General features: G+C 61.4%; 16 protein-coding genes. 8 read left to right on the top strand and 8 right to left on the bottom strand.

Going from position 1 to position 15,408, the window contains the following annotated elements:
- Positions 1 to 11 precede the first annotated feature (11 nt).
- The 6 genes from MEMAR_RS07600 to MEMAR_RS07625 form a co-directional block, all read right to left on the bottom strand.
- Complete coding sequence (locus MEMAR_RS07600; protein WP_011844392.1) at positions 12 to 1,214, bottom strand: potassium channel family protein; 1,203 nt, start codon at positions 1,212 to 1,214, stop codon at positions 12 to 14.
- 31 nt (positions 1,215 to 1,245) lie between these two features.
- On the bottom strand, positions 1,246 to 2,442 hold the full coding sequence (locus MEMAR_RS07605; protein ID WP_011844393.1) for a magnesium transporter: 1,197 nt from the start codon (positions 2,440 to 2,442) through the stop codon (positions 1,246 to 1,248).
- A 21-nt stretch (positions 2,443 to 2,463) separates the two neighbouring features.
- Entirely contained in the window at positions 2,464 to 3,417 is a 954-nt protein-coding gene (locus MEMAR_RS07610; RefSeq protein ID WP_011844394.1) for a ribonuclease Z, read from the bottom strand.
- Positions 3,405 to 4,178, bottom strand: a complete 774-nt coding sequence (locus MEMAR_RS07615) for a sugar phosphate isomerase/epimerase family protein (RefSeq protein ID WP_011844395.1) — start codon at positions 4,176 to 4,178, stop codon at positions 3,405 to 3,407. The genes MEMAR_RS07610 and MEMAR_RS07615 overlap by 13 nt, the downstream gene beginning before the upstream one ends.
- Positions 4,175 to 4,726, bottom strand: coding sequence for a dephospho-CoA kinase (locus MEMAR_RS07620; RefSeq protein WP_011844396.1), 552 nt, complete (start codon positions 4,724 to 4,726; stop codon positions 4,175 to 4,177). The genes MEMAR_RS07615 and MEMAR_RS07620 overlap by 4 nt, the downstream gene beginning before the upstream one ends.
- 145 nt (positions 4,727 to 4,871) lie before the next feature.
- Positions 4,872 to 5,570 (bottom strand): anaerobic ribonucleoside-triphosphate reductase activating protein, encoded by a 699-nt coding sequence (locus MEMAR_RS07625; protein WP_011844397.1) that lies wholly within the window; start codon positions 5,568 to 5,570, stop codon positions 4,872 to 4,874.
- Between the two features lie 175 nt (positions 5,571 to 5,745).
- Between MEMAR_RS07625 and thiC the strand changes: the two genes are divergently transcribed.
- The 8 genes from thiC (at position 5,746) to MEMAR_RS07665 (ending at position 14,259) form a co-directional block, all read left to right on the top strand.
- Positions 5,746 to 7,020, top strand: a complete 1,275-nt coding sequence (gene thiC / locus MEMAR_RS07630; protein ID WP_011844398.1) for a phosphomethylpyrimidine synthase ThiC — start codon at positions 5,746 to 5,748, stop codon at positions 7,018 to 7,020.
- A gap of 711 nt (positions 7,021 to 7,731) precedes the next feature.
- Entirely contained in the window at positions 7,732 to 8,148 is a 417-nt protein-coding gene (locus MEMAR_RS07635; protein WP_011844399.1) for a carboxymuconolactone decarboxylase family protein, read from the top strand.
- 59 nt (positions 8,149 to 8,207) lie between these two features.
- A complete protein-coding gene (locus tag MEMAR_RS07640; RefSeq protein ID WP_143706358.1) occupies positions 8,208 to 8,783 on the top strand; it encodes a 5-formyltetrahydrofolate cyclo-ligase in 576 nt (191 codons plus the stop codon).
- Between the two features lie 63 nt (positions 8,784 to 8,846).
- Entirely contained in the window at positions 8,847 to 11,273 is a 2,427-nt protein-coding gene (locus MEMAR_RS07645) for a CDC48 family AAA ATPase (protein WP_011844401.1), read from the top strand.
- An 80-nt stretch (positions 11,274 to 11,353) separates the two neighbouring features.
- Positions 11,354 to 11,806 carry an Hsp20/alpha crystallin family protein gene (locus tag MEMAR_RS07650; protein ID WP_011844402.1) on the top strand — a complete coding sequence of 151 codons (453 nt, stop codon included), beginning with the start codon at positions 11,354 to 11,356 and terminating at the stop codon, positions 11,804 to 11,806.
- Positions 11,807 to 12,255: 449 nt separating this feature from the next.
- Entirely contained in the window at positions 12,256 to 13,353 is a 1,098-nt protein-coding gene (fbp, locus tag MEMAR_RS07655; RefSeq protein ID WP_011844403.1) for a fructose-1,6-bisphosphate aldolase/phosphatase, read from the top strand.
- A 325-nt stretch (positions 13,354 to 13,678) separates the two neighbouring features.
- On the top strand, positions 13,679 to 13,915 hold the full coding sequence (locus MEMAR_RS07660; protein WP_011844404.1) for an LSM domain-containing protein: 237 nt from the start codon (positions 13,679 to 13,681) through the stop codon (positions 13,913 to 13,915).
- Between the two features lie 5 nt (positions 13,916 to 13,920).
- Entirely contained in the window at positions 13,921 to 14,259 is a 339-nt protein-coding gene (locus MEMAR_RS07665) for a helix-turn-helix transcriptional regulator (protein WP_011844405.1), read from the top strand.
- 86 nt (positions 14,260 to 14,345) lie between these two features.
- Here MEMAR_RS07665 and MEMAR_RS07670 read toward each other — a convergent pair whose 3' ends face one another.
- Both MEMAR_RS07670 and MEMAR_RS07675 read right to left on the bottom strand, forming a co-directional pair.
- Positions 14,346 to 14,765 (bottom strand): hypothetical protein, encoded by a 420-nt coding sequence (locus tag MEMAR_RS07670; RefSeq protein WP_143706359.1) that lies wholly within the window; start codon positions 14,763 to 14,765, stop codon positions 14,346 to 14,348.
- Positions 14,755 to 15,378: an ArsR/SmtB family transcription factor gene (locus MEMAR_RS07675; RefSeq protein ID WP_011844407.1), complete on the bottom strand. Its 624-nt coding sequence runs from the start codon at positions 15,376 to 15,378 to the stop codon at positions 14,755 to 14,757. The genes MEMAR_RS07670 and MEMAR_RS07675 overlap by 11 nt, the downstream gene beginning before the upstream one ends.
- Positions 15,379 to 15,408 lie beyond the last annotated feature (30 nt).

A 15,408-nucleotide genomic window follows, 5' to 3' on the forward strand; every position in this document is an offset into this window, starting at 1 on the left:
AATTCTCCCAATTATTCTTCGGAAACCTCGGCGGCGTGCCCGGCAAGTTCGTAGAGCCGGCACTCACCGTCCCGCCTGCCCTTTGCTATGATGATATCCCCGCTCTGCAGCCTGACGCTCTTCCCCGGGCGGTAGACCCATCGGTCGCCGTGCTTGGTGGCGAGCACGATCATCCCGGTCACCGTCGCAAGCGACATCTCCTTGAGCGTTCTCCCCACGAGCGGCGACGACGGCGTCACGGTCATCCGCGTGATGATCTCGTCCGACTCCCGGACGATCTTCTTGAAGATCGGCGGGATCTCGATGTCACGCAGCAGGACGTCGACGATCGAATGGGCCGAATCGCTGATCGCCTGCGCGAACGAAGACATGTACAGCAGGCCGCGAAGATAGCGCACGTCCTCGATCTTTCGTGCCGCTTCGAGGATCCAGAGATCCAGGTCGTAGCGCATATCGTCGAGCGTGCTGTCGAGAGCGACCACCTCGTGCGCCACCTCCATGTTGTTGAAGAGGAGGGAGGTATACGCCAGCCCGACGGAGAGCTCCGAGAGGTTCTTCATCTCGATGATCAGCTGAACCGCCCGGTCGAGGTCGTCGACCTCTCCCGCGGACGAGGCCTCGACCCGGGGACGCTCCCCCGACCCCGCCATCATGGAGAGGATCTCCCCTCCGGCCTCCGGCCCCCGCGCGATCAGGATATCCTCGCTCTCCACCCGGGTGTCCTTGTCGGGATCGTAGATCCAGCCCTTTCCGCGCCGGATGGCGATCACCTGCATGCCCGTCGTGCTCTGGACTTTGAGATCGCCGAGCGTGCGGCCGGCAACCTCGCTTCCCTGGCTGACGATAACCCGGGTGACGATCTCCTCGGCCTCCGGGAAGACTCGCTTGAGTTTTGCCGGGAAGCGGATGTCTTTCAAGATGAGTTTTGCGATATCCGAGGCCGAGTTCGCGATCCTCTCCGCAGCCTCGGCCACCTGGAGCATGCCGCTCATCGCCTCGGCCTCTTCGATCCTTCTCGCGCCGAGGACACTCTGAATCCTGGCCTGGTAGACCAGTTTGTTCATCCTCTCCTCGAGGTTGATCACCTCGAGCGCTATCTCTTTGCTGTCGAAGAGGATCGCTGAATAAGAAAGATCGACCATCAGCTCGGAGACGTCTTTCATCTCTATGAGGACGTCTTTGAAGCTGATCGGCTGATATTCATGTTCCATCATGGTATGTTAACCGTCGTTCTCCATTCTTTCACTACAACAGCAGGCCTATCGCCGTCACGAGCGCGGCTGCACCGATCAGGTCGATCAGACTTGTGATGACGGGGATTCCGAAGTTGTCGGGATCGAGACCGTACCGGAATGAAAGGCTCGCGGTGACGTATGCCACGCCGTTCACCAGTGTCATGACGACCAGACCCGCCGCAAGGCTGATGATGACCAGCATCCCGAGACCGGGGCTGTTCAACCCCATGAGCACCGCCGCACCATGCGCGATGAGCGCCAGCAGTGGAAGCAGTATCAACGTATAGAGATAGGAAATAATAAAATGATGCACGACGCCGCGCTCGGGGAGGAACGAAGGGTTGAGCTCGCCGGTGTGCATCCCCGTCGAGAGACGCGACCCGAGAATGCCGCCGATCGACCCGAGGCAGCCCGTGAACGGCGGTATCAGGATGAGGAAGACTGCGATCGCCACCAGTGCGTCGAGGCTGAAGGAGTAGGTCAGGCCGGCCAGCGTGCCGAGGACGCTGAGCGGGATGAGCAGAAAGAGATTCTCCCGGACAATCGGTCCGATCCCCTCCGGCCGGTGCAGGGTGTAGATGACGGCGGCGACCGCGATCGCGACCGTGATGCCCCCGAGAACCAGGCGCATCGCAGGAGAGAGGAGCATGACGAAGGTCGCCGAGAGCACGAGGATGGGAAGCGTAATGATGTCTCCGGAGGTGGTGACGGTCGGTGCGCCGATCATGTCGAGGTCGAGACCGTAGCGGTAGCTTGCAAGGGCGATGAGCAGGGTGATCGCCGTCACCACGGCTCCCGCGACGATGCCGGTGACGACCGAGATCAGCACGAGGTCGGTGACGCTGATTACGGGACTGTCGAAGATGCGGCTCGCCGCGTAGGAGAAGATACCGATGACGAGCGCGATAAGAATGGTTATCACGAACGACGCGCGGATGTTGTCGCCGAGAACGCTGCCTTCCTCGAAGTCGATGGAGAACTCCCCGAGGTGCATCGCCGAAGAGAGGCGGGAGGCGAAGACACCGGCTATGCTTCCCCGGATATGGATGATCGACGGCAGGAGCACCATAAGGCCGGGGATCAGCGCGAGGACTTCACGTACGGAACCGAGATAGATCCCCGCAATGCTCGAGATGACGGCACTGACGAGCAGGGCGCCGAGACCGGTAAGTATCAGGCGGCTCCGGCTGAATATGCCCTGTTCCATCACAATCACCGTCCATCTCGATCAACTCCTGTACGGGATCTCCAGCACGGCCAGATCGGCCGGCAGAATCACGTCTCCCTCATACTGTCGCTTTGCATCGTGTATATGGTTTGCTGTGCTTGCATAGCGGGAACTTATGTGCATCAGGGCAAGCATACGGGCGCCCAGGGCCGTTGCGGCCTCACCCGCCTCTCCTGCGGTCGAGTGGAGGACGTCGCGGGCGCGATCGCTCTCCTGGTCGTCGAAGGTGGCGTCGTGGATCAGAAGATCTGCACCCCGGATCAGCGCCGCGATGCCGGGCTGGTCCTGGAGCGGGCGGGTGTCGCCGGTATAGACGATCTTCCGGCCCGGGCGCGGCTCTCCCATCACGTCGGCGGGACGGACCGCGGTCTCGACGCCGTCGCGGACGACGCGGACCTCCTCCCCGCGCTGCAGCCGCCCGAAGAGCGGGCCCGGCGGGACGCCGAGTTCGATCGCCCGCTCGCGGTTGAACCTGCCCGGCCGCTCGTCCTCCTCCAGCACGTAGCCGAGCCCGGGGATGCCGTGGAGCGTCGTAAACGCCCGGACGGTGTAGCCGTTGAAGGGCACGACCGAACCGTGCTCGAGGACGTGGGCGGTGACGGAGAAACCCCTGGTGTGGCGGCTGATCCTCTGCACGAGATCGACGAACTCGCCGACCCAGGGTGGGCCGTAGATCGGGAGCGGATCGGTGCGCCCCATGAACGCGAGCGTCTCGACGAGCCCGAAGACACCGAGGAAGTGGTCGGCGTGCCAGTGGGTGATGAAGACGGCGTTCACGGTAAACCCGGTCCGGGCGCGCATCATCTGCTGCTGGGCGCCCTCCCCGCAGTCGAAGAGCAGGGTGTCGGAACCCCGCCGGATCAGGAGACAGGAGGGGTTCCTCTGCGGGGAGGGGAGCGCCCCTGCTGTCCCGAGGAAGTGAACGTGGAGTGTCTCGCCGGCTATACGAACCACTTCCTGAATGCGGCGAGGCTCCGCTTTGCCTCTTCAAGGTTCCGACCTTCAATGACGACCGGGCCGGAGTAGTCGCGAGCGATGACCCGCCCGACCTTCTCCCAGGCGATGGTGCCGTCGCCGAGCGCAAGGTGCTCGTCCGACTGTCCGTGGTTGTCGTGGATGTGCAGGTGATCGACCTCGGTGACGTGTGTAAGGAAGGCATCCACAAGACCGTTGGTGTTGGCGTGCCCGACATCCAGCGTGATCCCGATCCCTGCGATTCCTTCGGTGAGGCCAAGGATCTCCTCGGGGTAGCGGCAGAGGAAGTCCTTGATGCTGATCATGTTCTCGACGCACGCGAGGACGCCGTGGTCTTCCGCGCACTTCCCGATCTCGACGAGCGCGGTCTTCTGCATCTCCCAGACCTTCTCGGGGACGAGCTTGCCTATCGGAGAGACGAAACCCGGGTGAACGGTCACCCGGTCGGTCAGTTCGGCCGCGTGCTGGATGCAGCAGCAGGTCTGGCGGATTGACTCGCGCCAGATCGGGTAGTTCAACGATGCGAGGTTTAAGTCGCTGTATGGCGCGTGCACGGTCGCGAGAAGGCCGGTGCTCTCGAGGTTCTCCCGGACAGCAGCGAAGTTCTCGGGGTTGTCCAGGCGATACTTCCCGTCGGCGACGATCTCCCATCCGGTATACCCGATCTCTTCGAGCCCGTAGACCCAGTCACGTGACTCCCAGATCTTCGACGAGGCTGAAAAATACGGGACAAGACTCATTCTTCTCTACCTCCCAGCCGGCAGAGCAGGGCGCGGATCTCTGCGGCGAACTCTTCAAGCGATGCTTCATTCGTGACCCGGCAGTCCGCCTGTTCCAGGGCGCGCCCGAGCCCCCACCCGAGTTCCCGCTCGTCGCGGGCCCGCAGTTCTTCGGGGGTGAGGGAGTCGTCGGACCGGCCCCGGTTCTTGAGCCGCCGGTAGCGCGTCGTAAACGACGAATCGATCCCAATGAGCGTGAAGTCGGGGAAATGGTCCCGAAACGTCGCCACCTCGTAATCTCCCCGAATGCCGTCCACGAGCGCCACCGGGGCACCCGTCGCCTCGATCCTCGGGATGGTGATCCGGGCGATGGCGTCCATGCCGAGGTCTGCGCGCAACTTCCCGGCGATTGCGCCAAAGTTCGCGTCGGTCGGGGGAAGCCCGGCTTCCTTCACCCGTTCCCGTATGGCATCTCCCATGACCACGACCGGGATCCCGAGATCCCGGGCAATCCTTGACGCCTCTCCCTTCCCGCTTGCCGGCATACCAACGATTCCAATGACCTTCATCAGGTTCCTCCTATATCCAGAACAGCGGGCCTCGCCGGCGAGCGACCGGCTGCAGGGTCCCGGCGGTGCAGGTTGCGGCGGCCGCCGCAAATGTCTTCATAAACGTGCGTTCTCGACGATATTATGCTTAACGTCACCGGAACAGTTACTGCTCCGGGTCGTAGACGACCTCGCCGTCCTCCCGGGTCCGTATACGAACCCGGCGGCCGAGCGGCGCCGCTGCCGCCTCGAGTTCCTGCCGGGTCAGGGGAACGAAGCCCGCGGCCACGCCCTGCTGGATCACGAGGTCGAGCCCGCGGGTATCCTGTGCGATGGCCGGAAGGTCCTCCTCGCGGCCCCGGAAGAGGGTGACCACAGCCTGGAAGGTCTCGAGGCTGCCGTCGGCCTTCGCCCGTTTGCAGGCGGCGAGCGACTGCTTCACCGCATCGGCGGCGGTGAGTTCCAGGAGGTCGTCGTAGCGTTCCCACGTCGTCTTGATATCGAGCGCAATCATGTCGACGAGGTGCTTCGCAAGAAGGTCCTCGATCACCCGGGGGAAGATGCCGTTCGTGTGCAGGCCGACGGACAATCCCATGTTGCGGGCAGCGGCGGCGAGGTGGGCGAGTGCCTGCCCCTGCAGGGTAGGCTCCCCGCCGGAGAAGACCACGGCGCCCGCAACCGTGCGGGACTCCCGGATCATCGCGATGATCTCGTCTGCGTCGCGCAGGTCCTCGCCGTCCTGGATAGCGATGTTGTGGCAGTAGAAGCAGCGCGCGGGGCACCCCCGGAGAAAGACGGTGCAGGCCGCCCGCCCCCGCCAGTCGACGGTGCTGATCGGGACAAAACCTCCGAAATTGACGTACAAATAATCACCAGGCGCTAAAGAGGTGCTCCGTTATTTCTTGTAAGCCTTGGCTTTCCGGCTAAGAAAAAAGATCTGAATAAGGTAAAGTCAAGTTTACTTGTTGAGAGAACAAGCCCAATTTAACCCTAATCCCAAAAACAAGCCTTTATCAACTCTTTTCTGCAAATATAGGGCCATGAGTCTCATAGAAGACGCCCGGCGCGGTGTCGTCACTGAAGAGATGCGGATCGTCGCAGCAGCGGAGGGGGTTACCGAAGATTTCGTCCGGCGCGGTGTGGCCGAGGGTCACATCGTCATTCCGGTCTCCCCCTACCGGAGGGTGAAGATCTGCGGCATCGGCGAAGGGCTTCGCACGAAGGTCAATGCAAGCATCGGGACGTCGACGGATATGGTCGACGTCGATATGGAGGTCGAGAAGGTCCGGCAGGCCGAGCGCGCCGGTGCCGATACGTTGATGGAACTCTCCACCGGCGGCGACTTTTTAGAGATCCGGCGCCGGGTCGTCGAGGCGACCACCCTCTCGGTCGGGTCGGTCCCGCTCTACCAGGCGTTCATCGAGGCCGCCCGGAAGCGTGGGGCGGTCGTCCACATGGAGCCGGACGACCTCTTCCGGATCACAGCGGAGCAGGCGAAGCTCGGGACCAACTTCATGGCGATCCACACCGGGATCAACTACGAGACGATGAAGCGCCTCCAGAACCAGGGGCGGCACGGCGGGCTCGTCTCCCGGGGCGGGGCCTTCATGACCGCGTGGATGCTCCACAACGAGAAGGAGAACCCGCTTTATTCGGAGTTCGACTACCTGCTCGAGATCTTGAAGGAGCACGAGGTCACCCTCTCGTTCGGCAACGGGATGCGGGCGGGAGCGGTTCACGACGCGACCGACCGCGCCCAGGTCCAGGAGCTGCTTATCAACGCGGAACTCGCCGATAAAGCGCATGAACAGGGTGTCCAGACGATCATCGAGGGACCGGGGCATATCCCGGTCGACGAGATCCAGACAAACGTCGTCCTGCAAAAAAGGGTCACGAACCGGAGACCGTTCTACATGCTCGGGCCGCTCGTCACCGATATCGCGCCCGGCTACGACGACCGGGTGGCCGCCATCGGGGCCGCGCTCTCCTCCTCCTACGGCGCCGACTTCATCTGCTACGTGACGCCGGCCGAGCACCTGGCGCTTCCCACCCCCGAGGAGGTCTACGAGGGCGTCATGAGCTCGAGGATCGCCGCCCACGTCGGGGATATGATCAAACTCAAGAAGCGGGACGCCGACCTCGAGATGGGTCATGCCCGCCGCGACCTCGACTGGGAGCGGCAGTTCGCGGTCGCGATGAACCCCGAGCGCGCCCGGGCGATCCGGGACGAACGGATGCCGGCCGATACCGACGGCTGCACGATGTGCGGGGACTACTGCGCGCTGAAGATTGTTGGAAGGCATTTTAATTTCTGAAAGGAATTTTGGAGCGGGTGGCCCTCTTCCGGCTTTCCGCTTTTATTTGTGGCATTCCTCTCAGGGTAGCGGAGGGTGTTCGTGTGTGCAAGTGGATCTGGTGTGGTTTTTCCCGACAAAACCGGTATACTGGACCGTGGGGCTATCGCCATTGGGGGAACGACGCTCCGAAGAACGACTGTCCGCAGGACAGGAGTTCGAGAAGACCGAAGGTCTTCGAGGAGCGGAGTTCGAGCACCGAAGGTGCGAGGTGGGGCTGACGGGGAGGGGGGTGCAGCCCCCCCTCCCCTGTCTCTACCCCGTAAGGCTCTACCTGTAACCCCCACTCGAAGACCTTCGGTCTTCTCAAGCTCCGGACGTCCGTCCGTCGCACCCCGCCCGGCCTTCGGCCTCCTCATTCGCACCTTCAGTGCTCAAACTCCTGCTGTTCCAGCAGTCGTTCCCCGCCCCTCTGGAGCGGGGCAGTCACGGCGATATCCCCACGGAAGCCGTGAATGGGACTGTGCGACGGGTCAAAAGTGGGATTACGAGAACCGTGGGTACGCCATGCGACTGCTGGAAGAATTTGGTCTAAGGGACTATCGGACTTCAAGAAAAGGCTCTTTGGAGGACAAAAGCCCCATAATCCTCTCCCGCTCCCACCGCCGGCCAAACCAAAAACCGCACCATTATCCCCCCGTACCGCCAAAATTCCCATACGAGGACAGCCCGATGAAACCCGAAAACGAAAAACTCATAGACGACTTCCTCGCCCACGCCGACGACCTCGGCGACGAGATCGTGACAGATGTAGAAAAGATGCTCGGCGTCGTGCCGTTCATCTTCCCTATCCTCCGGGACCGGCCCGAGTCTTTCGCGCTCTCCACCCTCGCCGACTACCGGTTCTCCCGGCCCGATTCGCTCGACCCGAAGACCGCGGAACTGATCGCCGTCGCGGCCGCCGCAGGTGCCGGTGCGGACAGCTGCCTGAAGGTTCATATCGGGGCTGCCCTGAAAGAGGGCGCGTCCCGCGATGAGATCCTCGACGTTCTCCTCATCGCCGCGATGATCGGCAAGACCCGTGTCCTTGCGTCCTCTCTCCGCCGGTTCCGCGAGGTCTGCGGCGACGGCCGGGAGGCGGAGGAGTAGGCCGCCCCTGCCTTTCGGCATGCATGCTTTATGGTCTGATTGAGACAAACTCTTCCATAATGAGCCAGACAAAGGCAGCCCTCCGCCTGCGGGCAAAGGAGGCCCGGGCGCTCCTCTCTCCGGAGGATGTCGCCGCGTACAGTGCAAGCATCGAAGAAAAACTCCTCGGCCTCCTCGACGGCTTTACGACCGTCATGGTCTACGCTGCAAAAGCCCCGGAAGCCGAGACTAAAAACCTGATCGCTGCCCTGAACCGCCGGGGCGTGCGGGTCGTCGTGCCCATCATCGAGCGGGATACCTGCAGCCTCCGCCTCTCCTACCTCCCCGACCCTTCGGTTCTCGTCCCGAGCACGTTTGACGTCCCGGAACCGATCGGCCACGAACTCCCGGCCCGGCCCGGGGACGTCGAGGCCGTCGTCATACCGATGCTCGCCTTCGACGCCGAAGGGAACCGGCTCGGCTACGGTGCGGGGTATTACGACCGCTTCCTCCACCGGTACCCTCACCCGAAGAAGATCGGCATCGCGTTCTCCTGCCAGCAGGCAGAACGCATTCCTGCCGATGAAAACGACGTGAAGATGGATTACATCGTTACGGAAAAGGGGATCATCCGGCATAACGGAAGGGCGGTTTAGGGAAAAATATAAATAGTGGACAGCACTTACCTATGGTAAACCTCACAGGAGGAGATTGTTCACATGGCCAATACCGAATCCATTGAAGTGACCATCAAGGAGGCGGCTCACGAAGACGCCGGACGGGGAATTGCCAGACTGAGCATCGACACCATGAAGGCGCTTGGCCTCGTCAGCGGCGACGTCGTCGAGGTCGAGGGGCGCCATAAGGCAGCGACGCTCGTCTGGCCCGGTTTCCCCCAGGACACCGGCAAGGCGGTCCTGCGCATCGACGGCAACACCCGGAGCAACGTCGGATCAGGGATCGACGACAACGTCCGGATCAGAAAGACCGAAGCGGGATACGCGAAGAAGGTGACCATCCAGCCGACCCAGCCCATCCGCCTGATGGGCGGCGAGCAGTACCTGGGGAGGATCCTCCGCGGCAGGCCCGTCACCGAGGGGCAGCTCATCCGCGTCAACATCCTCGGCAACCCGCTTACGTTCGCGATCGCCAGGGTTGCACCGAAGGGCATCGCCATCGTCACCGACAGCACCGAGATCGAGCTGAAAGAGACTCCGTACGAGCCCAAGGAGGGGCGACGCGAGACGGCGGCGGCCGACGTCCACTACGAGGACATCGGCGGGCTCGACCGCGAGCTGCAGCTCGTCCGGGAGATGATCGAACTCCCGCTCCGGCACCCCGAACTCTTCGAACGCCTGGGCGTCGAGCCCCCGAAGGGCGTCCTGCTCTACGGCCCGCCCGGCACGGGAAAGACCCTGATCGCAAAAGCGGTGGCGAGCGAGGTGGACGCGCACTTCATCACGCTCTCGGGGCCCGAGATCATGAGCAAGTACTACGGCGAGTCCGAAGAACGCCTGCGGGAGGTCTTTGAGGAGGCGCAGGAGAACGCGCCCTCGATCGTCTTCATCGACGAGATCGACTCGATCGCGCCCAAGCGCGAAGAGGTGAAAGGCGAGGTCGAGCGCCGGATCGTCGCCCAGTTGCTCGCCCTGATGGACGGGCTGAAGACCCGGGGCCAGGTCGTGGTTATCGCCGCGACGAACCTCCCGGACATGATCGACCCTGCTCTGCGGCGCGGCGGCCGGTTCGACCGCGAGATCGAGATCGGCATCCCCGACACGAAGGGGAGGCAGCAGATCTTCCAGATCCACACACGCGGCATGCCGCTTGCCGAGGACGTGAGACTCGACGATTACGCCCGTTCCACACACGGTTTCGTCGGCGCCGACATCGCCCTGCTCGCAAAGGAGGCGGCGATGCACGCACTCCGCCGGATCATCCCGCATATCAAGATCGAAGAAGAGATCCCCGCCGAGATCATCGACCAGCTCCGCGTCACGAACGAGGACTTCATCGAAGCGCACAAGCACGTCGAGCCGAGCGCGATGCGAGAGGTGCTCGTAGAGATCCCTGATGTCAAATGGGAGGACGTCGGCGGGCTCGAAGACGTAAAGGGGGAACTTGCGGAAGCCGTTGAGTGGCCGCTCAAATATCCGGAGATATTCGCGTCGCTCGAGACCGAACCCCCCCGAGGCATCCTGCTCTTCGGCCCCCCCGGAACAGGCAAGACACTCCTTGCAAAGGCGGTCGCAAACGAGAGCGAAAGCAATTTCATCTCAGTAAAAGGCCCGGAACTCCTCTCGAAATGGGTGGGAGAATCGGAACGCGGAGTTCGGCAGGTATTCAGGAAAGCGAGGCAAGCAGCACCGTCGATTATCTTTTTCGACGAGATTGATGCGCTTATGCCCAAACGTGGATCTTATATAGGATCATCGCACGTAACTGAAAGTGTGGTAAGCCAGATCCTGACAGAGCTCGACGGCCTCGAAGAACTCAACAATGTCGTGGTTCTCGGCGCTACCAACCGCCCGGACATGTTGGACGAGGCGCTGCTTCGCCCCGGCAGATTCGACCGGATCATCTACGTCCCGCCGCCCGACAGGGAAGGCAGGAAGAAGATCTTCGAGGTGTACCTGAAAAACAGGGAGATCCTTGCAAACGACGTGGACATCGAGGAACTGGTCGACAGAACCGAGGGCTACGTCGGCGCCGACATCGAGGCGCTGGTCCGCGAGGCAAAGACTTCCGCCATGCGCGAGTTCATCGCCGCAATGGGAGGGAAGACCGAAGAGGAACGGCGTCAGGCGATCGGCAACGTAAGGATCACGAAGAACCACTTCGACGACGCCCTCTCCCGCGTGAGAGGCACGCTCGATATCGACCGGCTGGAGGAGAACGAACGCCACTCCTGGCAGATCCTCTACAACCAGGAGCAGCGGTCGGCACTCGAAGATGCCGTCTCGACCATCAACCGTGCAGGAATGCGGGAGACGGGAAAGATCGAGCAGGAAGTCAAAGATCTCACGCAGGCCCTCAAAGATGCGGTCTACCAGAGGAAGAAAGACTTCGGCGAGATCAAGCGGCTCACAAAGGAGTTGAAGGCAAAATTAGAACGTCCGCTGCCCCAGACGGGCATGGCGTTCTGACGGGAGCGCCCCCTGCCCGTGAGGCGCTCCCATGGGGGTATCCGACCCCCACCAACAGGGATAGAAACAACGTGATGCACATGAGTGACAGTCCAGCAGACATCTTCGAGCAACTCAACGAACTGATGAAACGCCTCATGGAGCAGGGGCTCAAAGAGCAGGGAGATCAGAACAGACCGTTTGCCTACGGATTCAAGATCGTTCTTCACGACGCCGGAATGCCTGAGATCCCGGCAACGGAAGCCGCTCCCGTAGCAGAGCCGAAAGAACCCTCTTCCGAGGGGACCATCGAGCCGATAGCAGAGATGTACACGACCGATGACGACGTGACGGTGGCGATCGATCTCCCGGGTGCCGAGACGGAGAATATCCACCTGTCACTCATCAACGGGACGCTGACGATCATCGCCGGCGGCAATCAGCTGACTTCGGTGGAGGTGCCGGCCGTGGACCCCGACTCCATGCAGTCGAGGTACAAGCACGGCGTCCTGGAAGTCAAATTCTCGCGAGGCAAGTCGATCAGGATCGACTGAGTCATCAGGGCGCCTGCCGGCCCGGCTCCCCGGCAGCGCCGCAATACTTTTCGCCGAGAGCGGCATCCGCCCGTGAAGGAGCCGGCAGGTTGCCCTCCACGATCCGTATCCATCGCGCCCGGCCCTATCTCACGACGTCGTTCCGTCAAACTCTCCGGGAGAAGACGCGCGAGCGTCACCGGGGCCGCCGTGAGCAATTTCAAGAAATTCCACCCGCCAAGAAGGTCAGATAGTCCAAAAACCCCCTAAAAATGGCATGAATAGTAAACGGCAGCACAATAGCGCAGGCATCTCCGTCGGGGCCCTCTGCCGCGAAGGATCGCCGGGAAGGACGAACCCGCAGACAGATTGCCGCAGCCAACCTTTTTTCAAGGCAACAACACCTACATATACAGTAATACCTATCTACTAGTCGTAAGGGCTACGCCCGTCCAGGTAGTGGTGATTATATGGTTAAGACCACCGTGTCCGTAATTAAAGCAGATATAGGCAGTTTCCCGGGGCACTCCCGAACCCACCCGAAGATCCTTGAGGTGGCCGCCCGGAGACTCAAGGAAGCGGAAGGAAGCATCCTCATCGACTCGTACGTCACCCACTGCGGTGACGATCTCGAGTTGATCATGACGCACACCAAAGGGGAGGACAATGAAGAGATCCACAAGCTGGCGTGGGATATCTTCATGGAGTGCGCCGGACTCGCCAAGGAGATGAAACTCTACGGCGCCGGGCAGGACCTGCTCGGAGATGCGTTCAGCGGCAACGTCAAGGGGATGGGACCCGGTGTCGCCGAGATGGAGTTCGAAGAGCGGGGTTCCGACCCGATCCTGGTCTTCATGGCCGACAAGACCGAGCCGGGGGCGTGGAACTACTTCCTCTACAAGATATTCGCCGACCCCTTCAGCACGTCCGGCCTCGTCATCGACCCGTCGCTGCACGATGGGTTCACCTTCGAGGTCCACGACGTCATAAAGAAGCGCAAGATCCTCTTCAACACGCCCGAAGAGTCCTACAGCCTCCTTGCCTATATCGGAGCGCCGAGCCGCTACGTCATCAAGTACGTCTGGAAGAGAAACGGCCTGATAGGGGCGTCCACCAGCACCCAGCGGCTGAACCTGATGGCCGGGCGGTACGTCGGCAAAGACGACCCGGTCATGATTGTTCGGGCACAGAGCGGATTCCCGGCGGTGGGCGAGGTCATCGACCCCTTCAGGACGCCCATCCTCGTGGCCGGCTGGATGCGGGGCTCGCACCACGGACCGTTCATGCCCGTCGGCGTCTGCGACGCAAACTGCACCCAGTTCGACGGACCGCCCCGGGTCATCTGCCTCGGGTTCCAGGTCTGCAACGGAAAGCTGATTGGGCCTGCCGACATGTTCGACGACCCGGCGTACAACCGCGTCCGCGACCAGTGCTGCGAGCTCTCCAGCTTGCTCCGGGCTCACGGGCCGTTCGAACCGCACCGCCTCTCGCTCGAGGAGATGGAGTACACCACCCTCCCGGGCGTCGAGAAGCAGTTCAAGGATCGCTGGGAAGACCTTCCCGAGTAACTTTTTTTTATTGCCGGCGGTTGTCCGCGGCGCGTTATCCGTCTCAGTCGTTCGTGAATAGCCCCGGCCGCACCGCACGGTGCCTTCCGGAACTAAACGGCCCATCGGCAGCAGCACCTAACGGGGCCGCACCTCCCACCGACCGCCGGAGGCGGGCGCTAGTCGGCAGCAGCACCTAACGGGGCCGCACCTCCCACCGACCGGCTCCGACGGTCGCTAGTCGATAGCGACACCTGCCGGTGCCGCGCCTCCTACCGACCGGCTCCGACGGTCGCTAGTCGGCCATAGGAAAACTTAATGCATGAACATAACCATATAAGAACAGATGGTTAATGGTATCGTACTCCCTGTGAAGAAGGTTTTTTCGCTCGTAGACTCTAAAATCACTGTTGAGATCAAAGATGACAGCAGGAAACTCCAGGGACGGCTCGTGGCGGTGGATGAACACCTGAACCTGCATATGGACGAGACCACCGAGTATACCGGGGAACAGCGGGGCCGCACCCTCGGGACCGTCGTCATTCGCGGCAACAATATCCTGACCATTGCGCCCCTGCTCTGATAGCCATGTCCGACCAGGAGGAAGAAGCATTCAAGGTTATCCAGTCCCATCGTCAGGGGGTTCTCCAGAGCGAACTCTGGAAACTTCTCGATATCGACAGCAGGAAGTGCTCGAGGATCGTGAAGCGGCTGCTTGATGCCGGGTTGATCGAACGCATCGAGTTTCGCAGCGACGGCATCAAGACTTACCTGTTGCGCGCGAAGAAACGCGCAATCGACCCCTGCATCATCCTTGCGGGAGGAGAGGTTCTCCCGTGCATCGGCTGCGATCAGGAGTGCACCCCGGAAGAATGCGCACTCCTTCTCGACTGGATGTACCAGCTTGCTCTTGAAGAGTATCAGTAAAGCCCCTCTTTTTCAGATACCCCACACGGTTTCAGCCGGAGAGTTATTCCGAAGAGCCAGAACCCGCCGCAAAAGAGTAAGATTGTTCAGGACCGGGCGACCTCGCCCGGTGCGCTCTTCTTCCGGCAGACGGCGTCGATCACGCCGTGCTGCACGTTGTAGAAACTGTGCAGTATATCGATCTCGCAGTCGAGATCGATGACCGTCTCCTCGTCACCCCCGGTGCAGAGGGTCACGGAGTCTTCCTGAAACGTGACGTACGGGGCACCGTCCGCCCGGACATCCGTCACCGCGGTGATGTAGATGCAGTCATCCCCTTCGACCACCTCGACATCGGACTCCCCCTCCTCATCTTCGGCGAAATCGGGGTAGGGAGCCCCCTCGGGCAGTCCGCCGATGATGGTGAACCCGATGATCTTCGGGTCGTAAGGAGGCATCTCGCTTAAGATCTTCTCCATCAGCCGCGCGATGTTTCGAAACATTTCGTCGTATGGGTTATTCGCCATGTGTACCACGTATCCGGTATCGGTCGTTGATTCGCTCGACAACCCCCGTGTGCATGAGGTTGCCCAGTCTCTGTTTCAGCTCATCCGTGGACAGGCTGCTCACTTCCTCGAGTTCCGCGAGGCGCAGATCGGCATGGGAGAGGGCGAGGATGATCTCCAGATCTCCGTCGTCGGTGACGGAGCCCCCCCGCATGCGCATGACCTCGGCGAACCTCGATTCGATCTCCCGCTCCAGTTGTTCGAGGTTATCCAGCAGTTCGTCGCGAGCCCGAACCATCTTCCTGAACGCCTCGAGGTTTCTTGCAAATCGTGTTCTCTGGTTCTCTTCAACGGAGGGAAGCGTAACCCCATCCTGCTTCTGCAGGTTTACGATGACATTGATGTCATGCGAGAGATAGTAATACTTTCGCCTGCGTTCGTCCTGGTAGGAGATGAGGATTTCTTCGCGCTCCATCAACTGCAGGTGTTCTATCACCGCTTTCGGACTGAGCACCAGGCGCTCGGAGATCTCGGTCACAAAACACGGTTTCTGCCTCAGCAGTTGTATTATTCGCCGCCTGTTCCGATTTCCCAGGATATCGAGGAGACGGGAAACCTCACTGCCCTCGAGCATATTTACTAAATGTTAGTGATTCCAACATAA

The organism is Methanoculleus marisnigri JR1, from assembly GCF_000015825.1.
Classification (GTDB): Archaea; Halobacteriota; Methanomicrobia; order Methanomicrobiales; family Methanoculleaceae; genus Methanoculleus; species Methanoculleus marisnigri.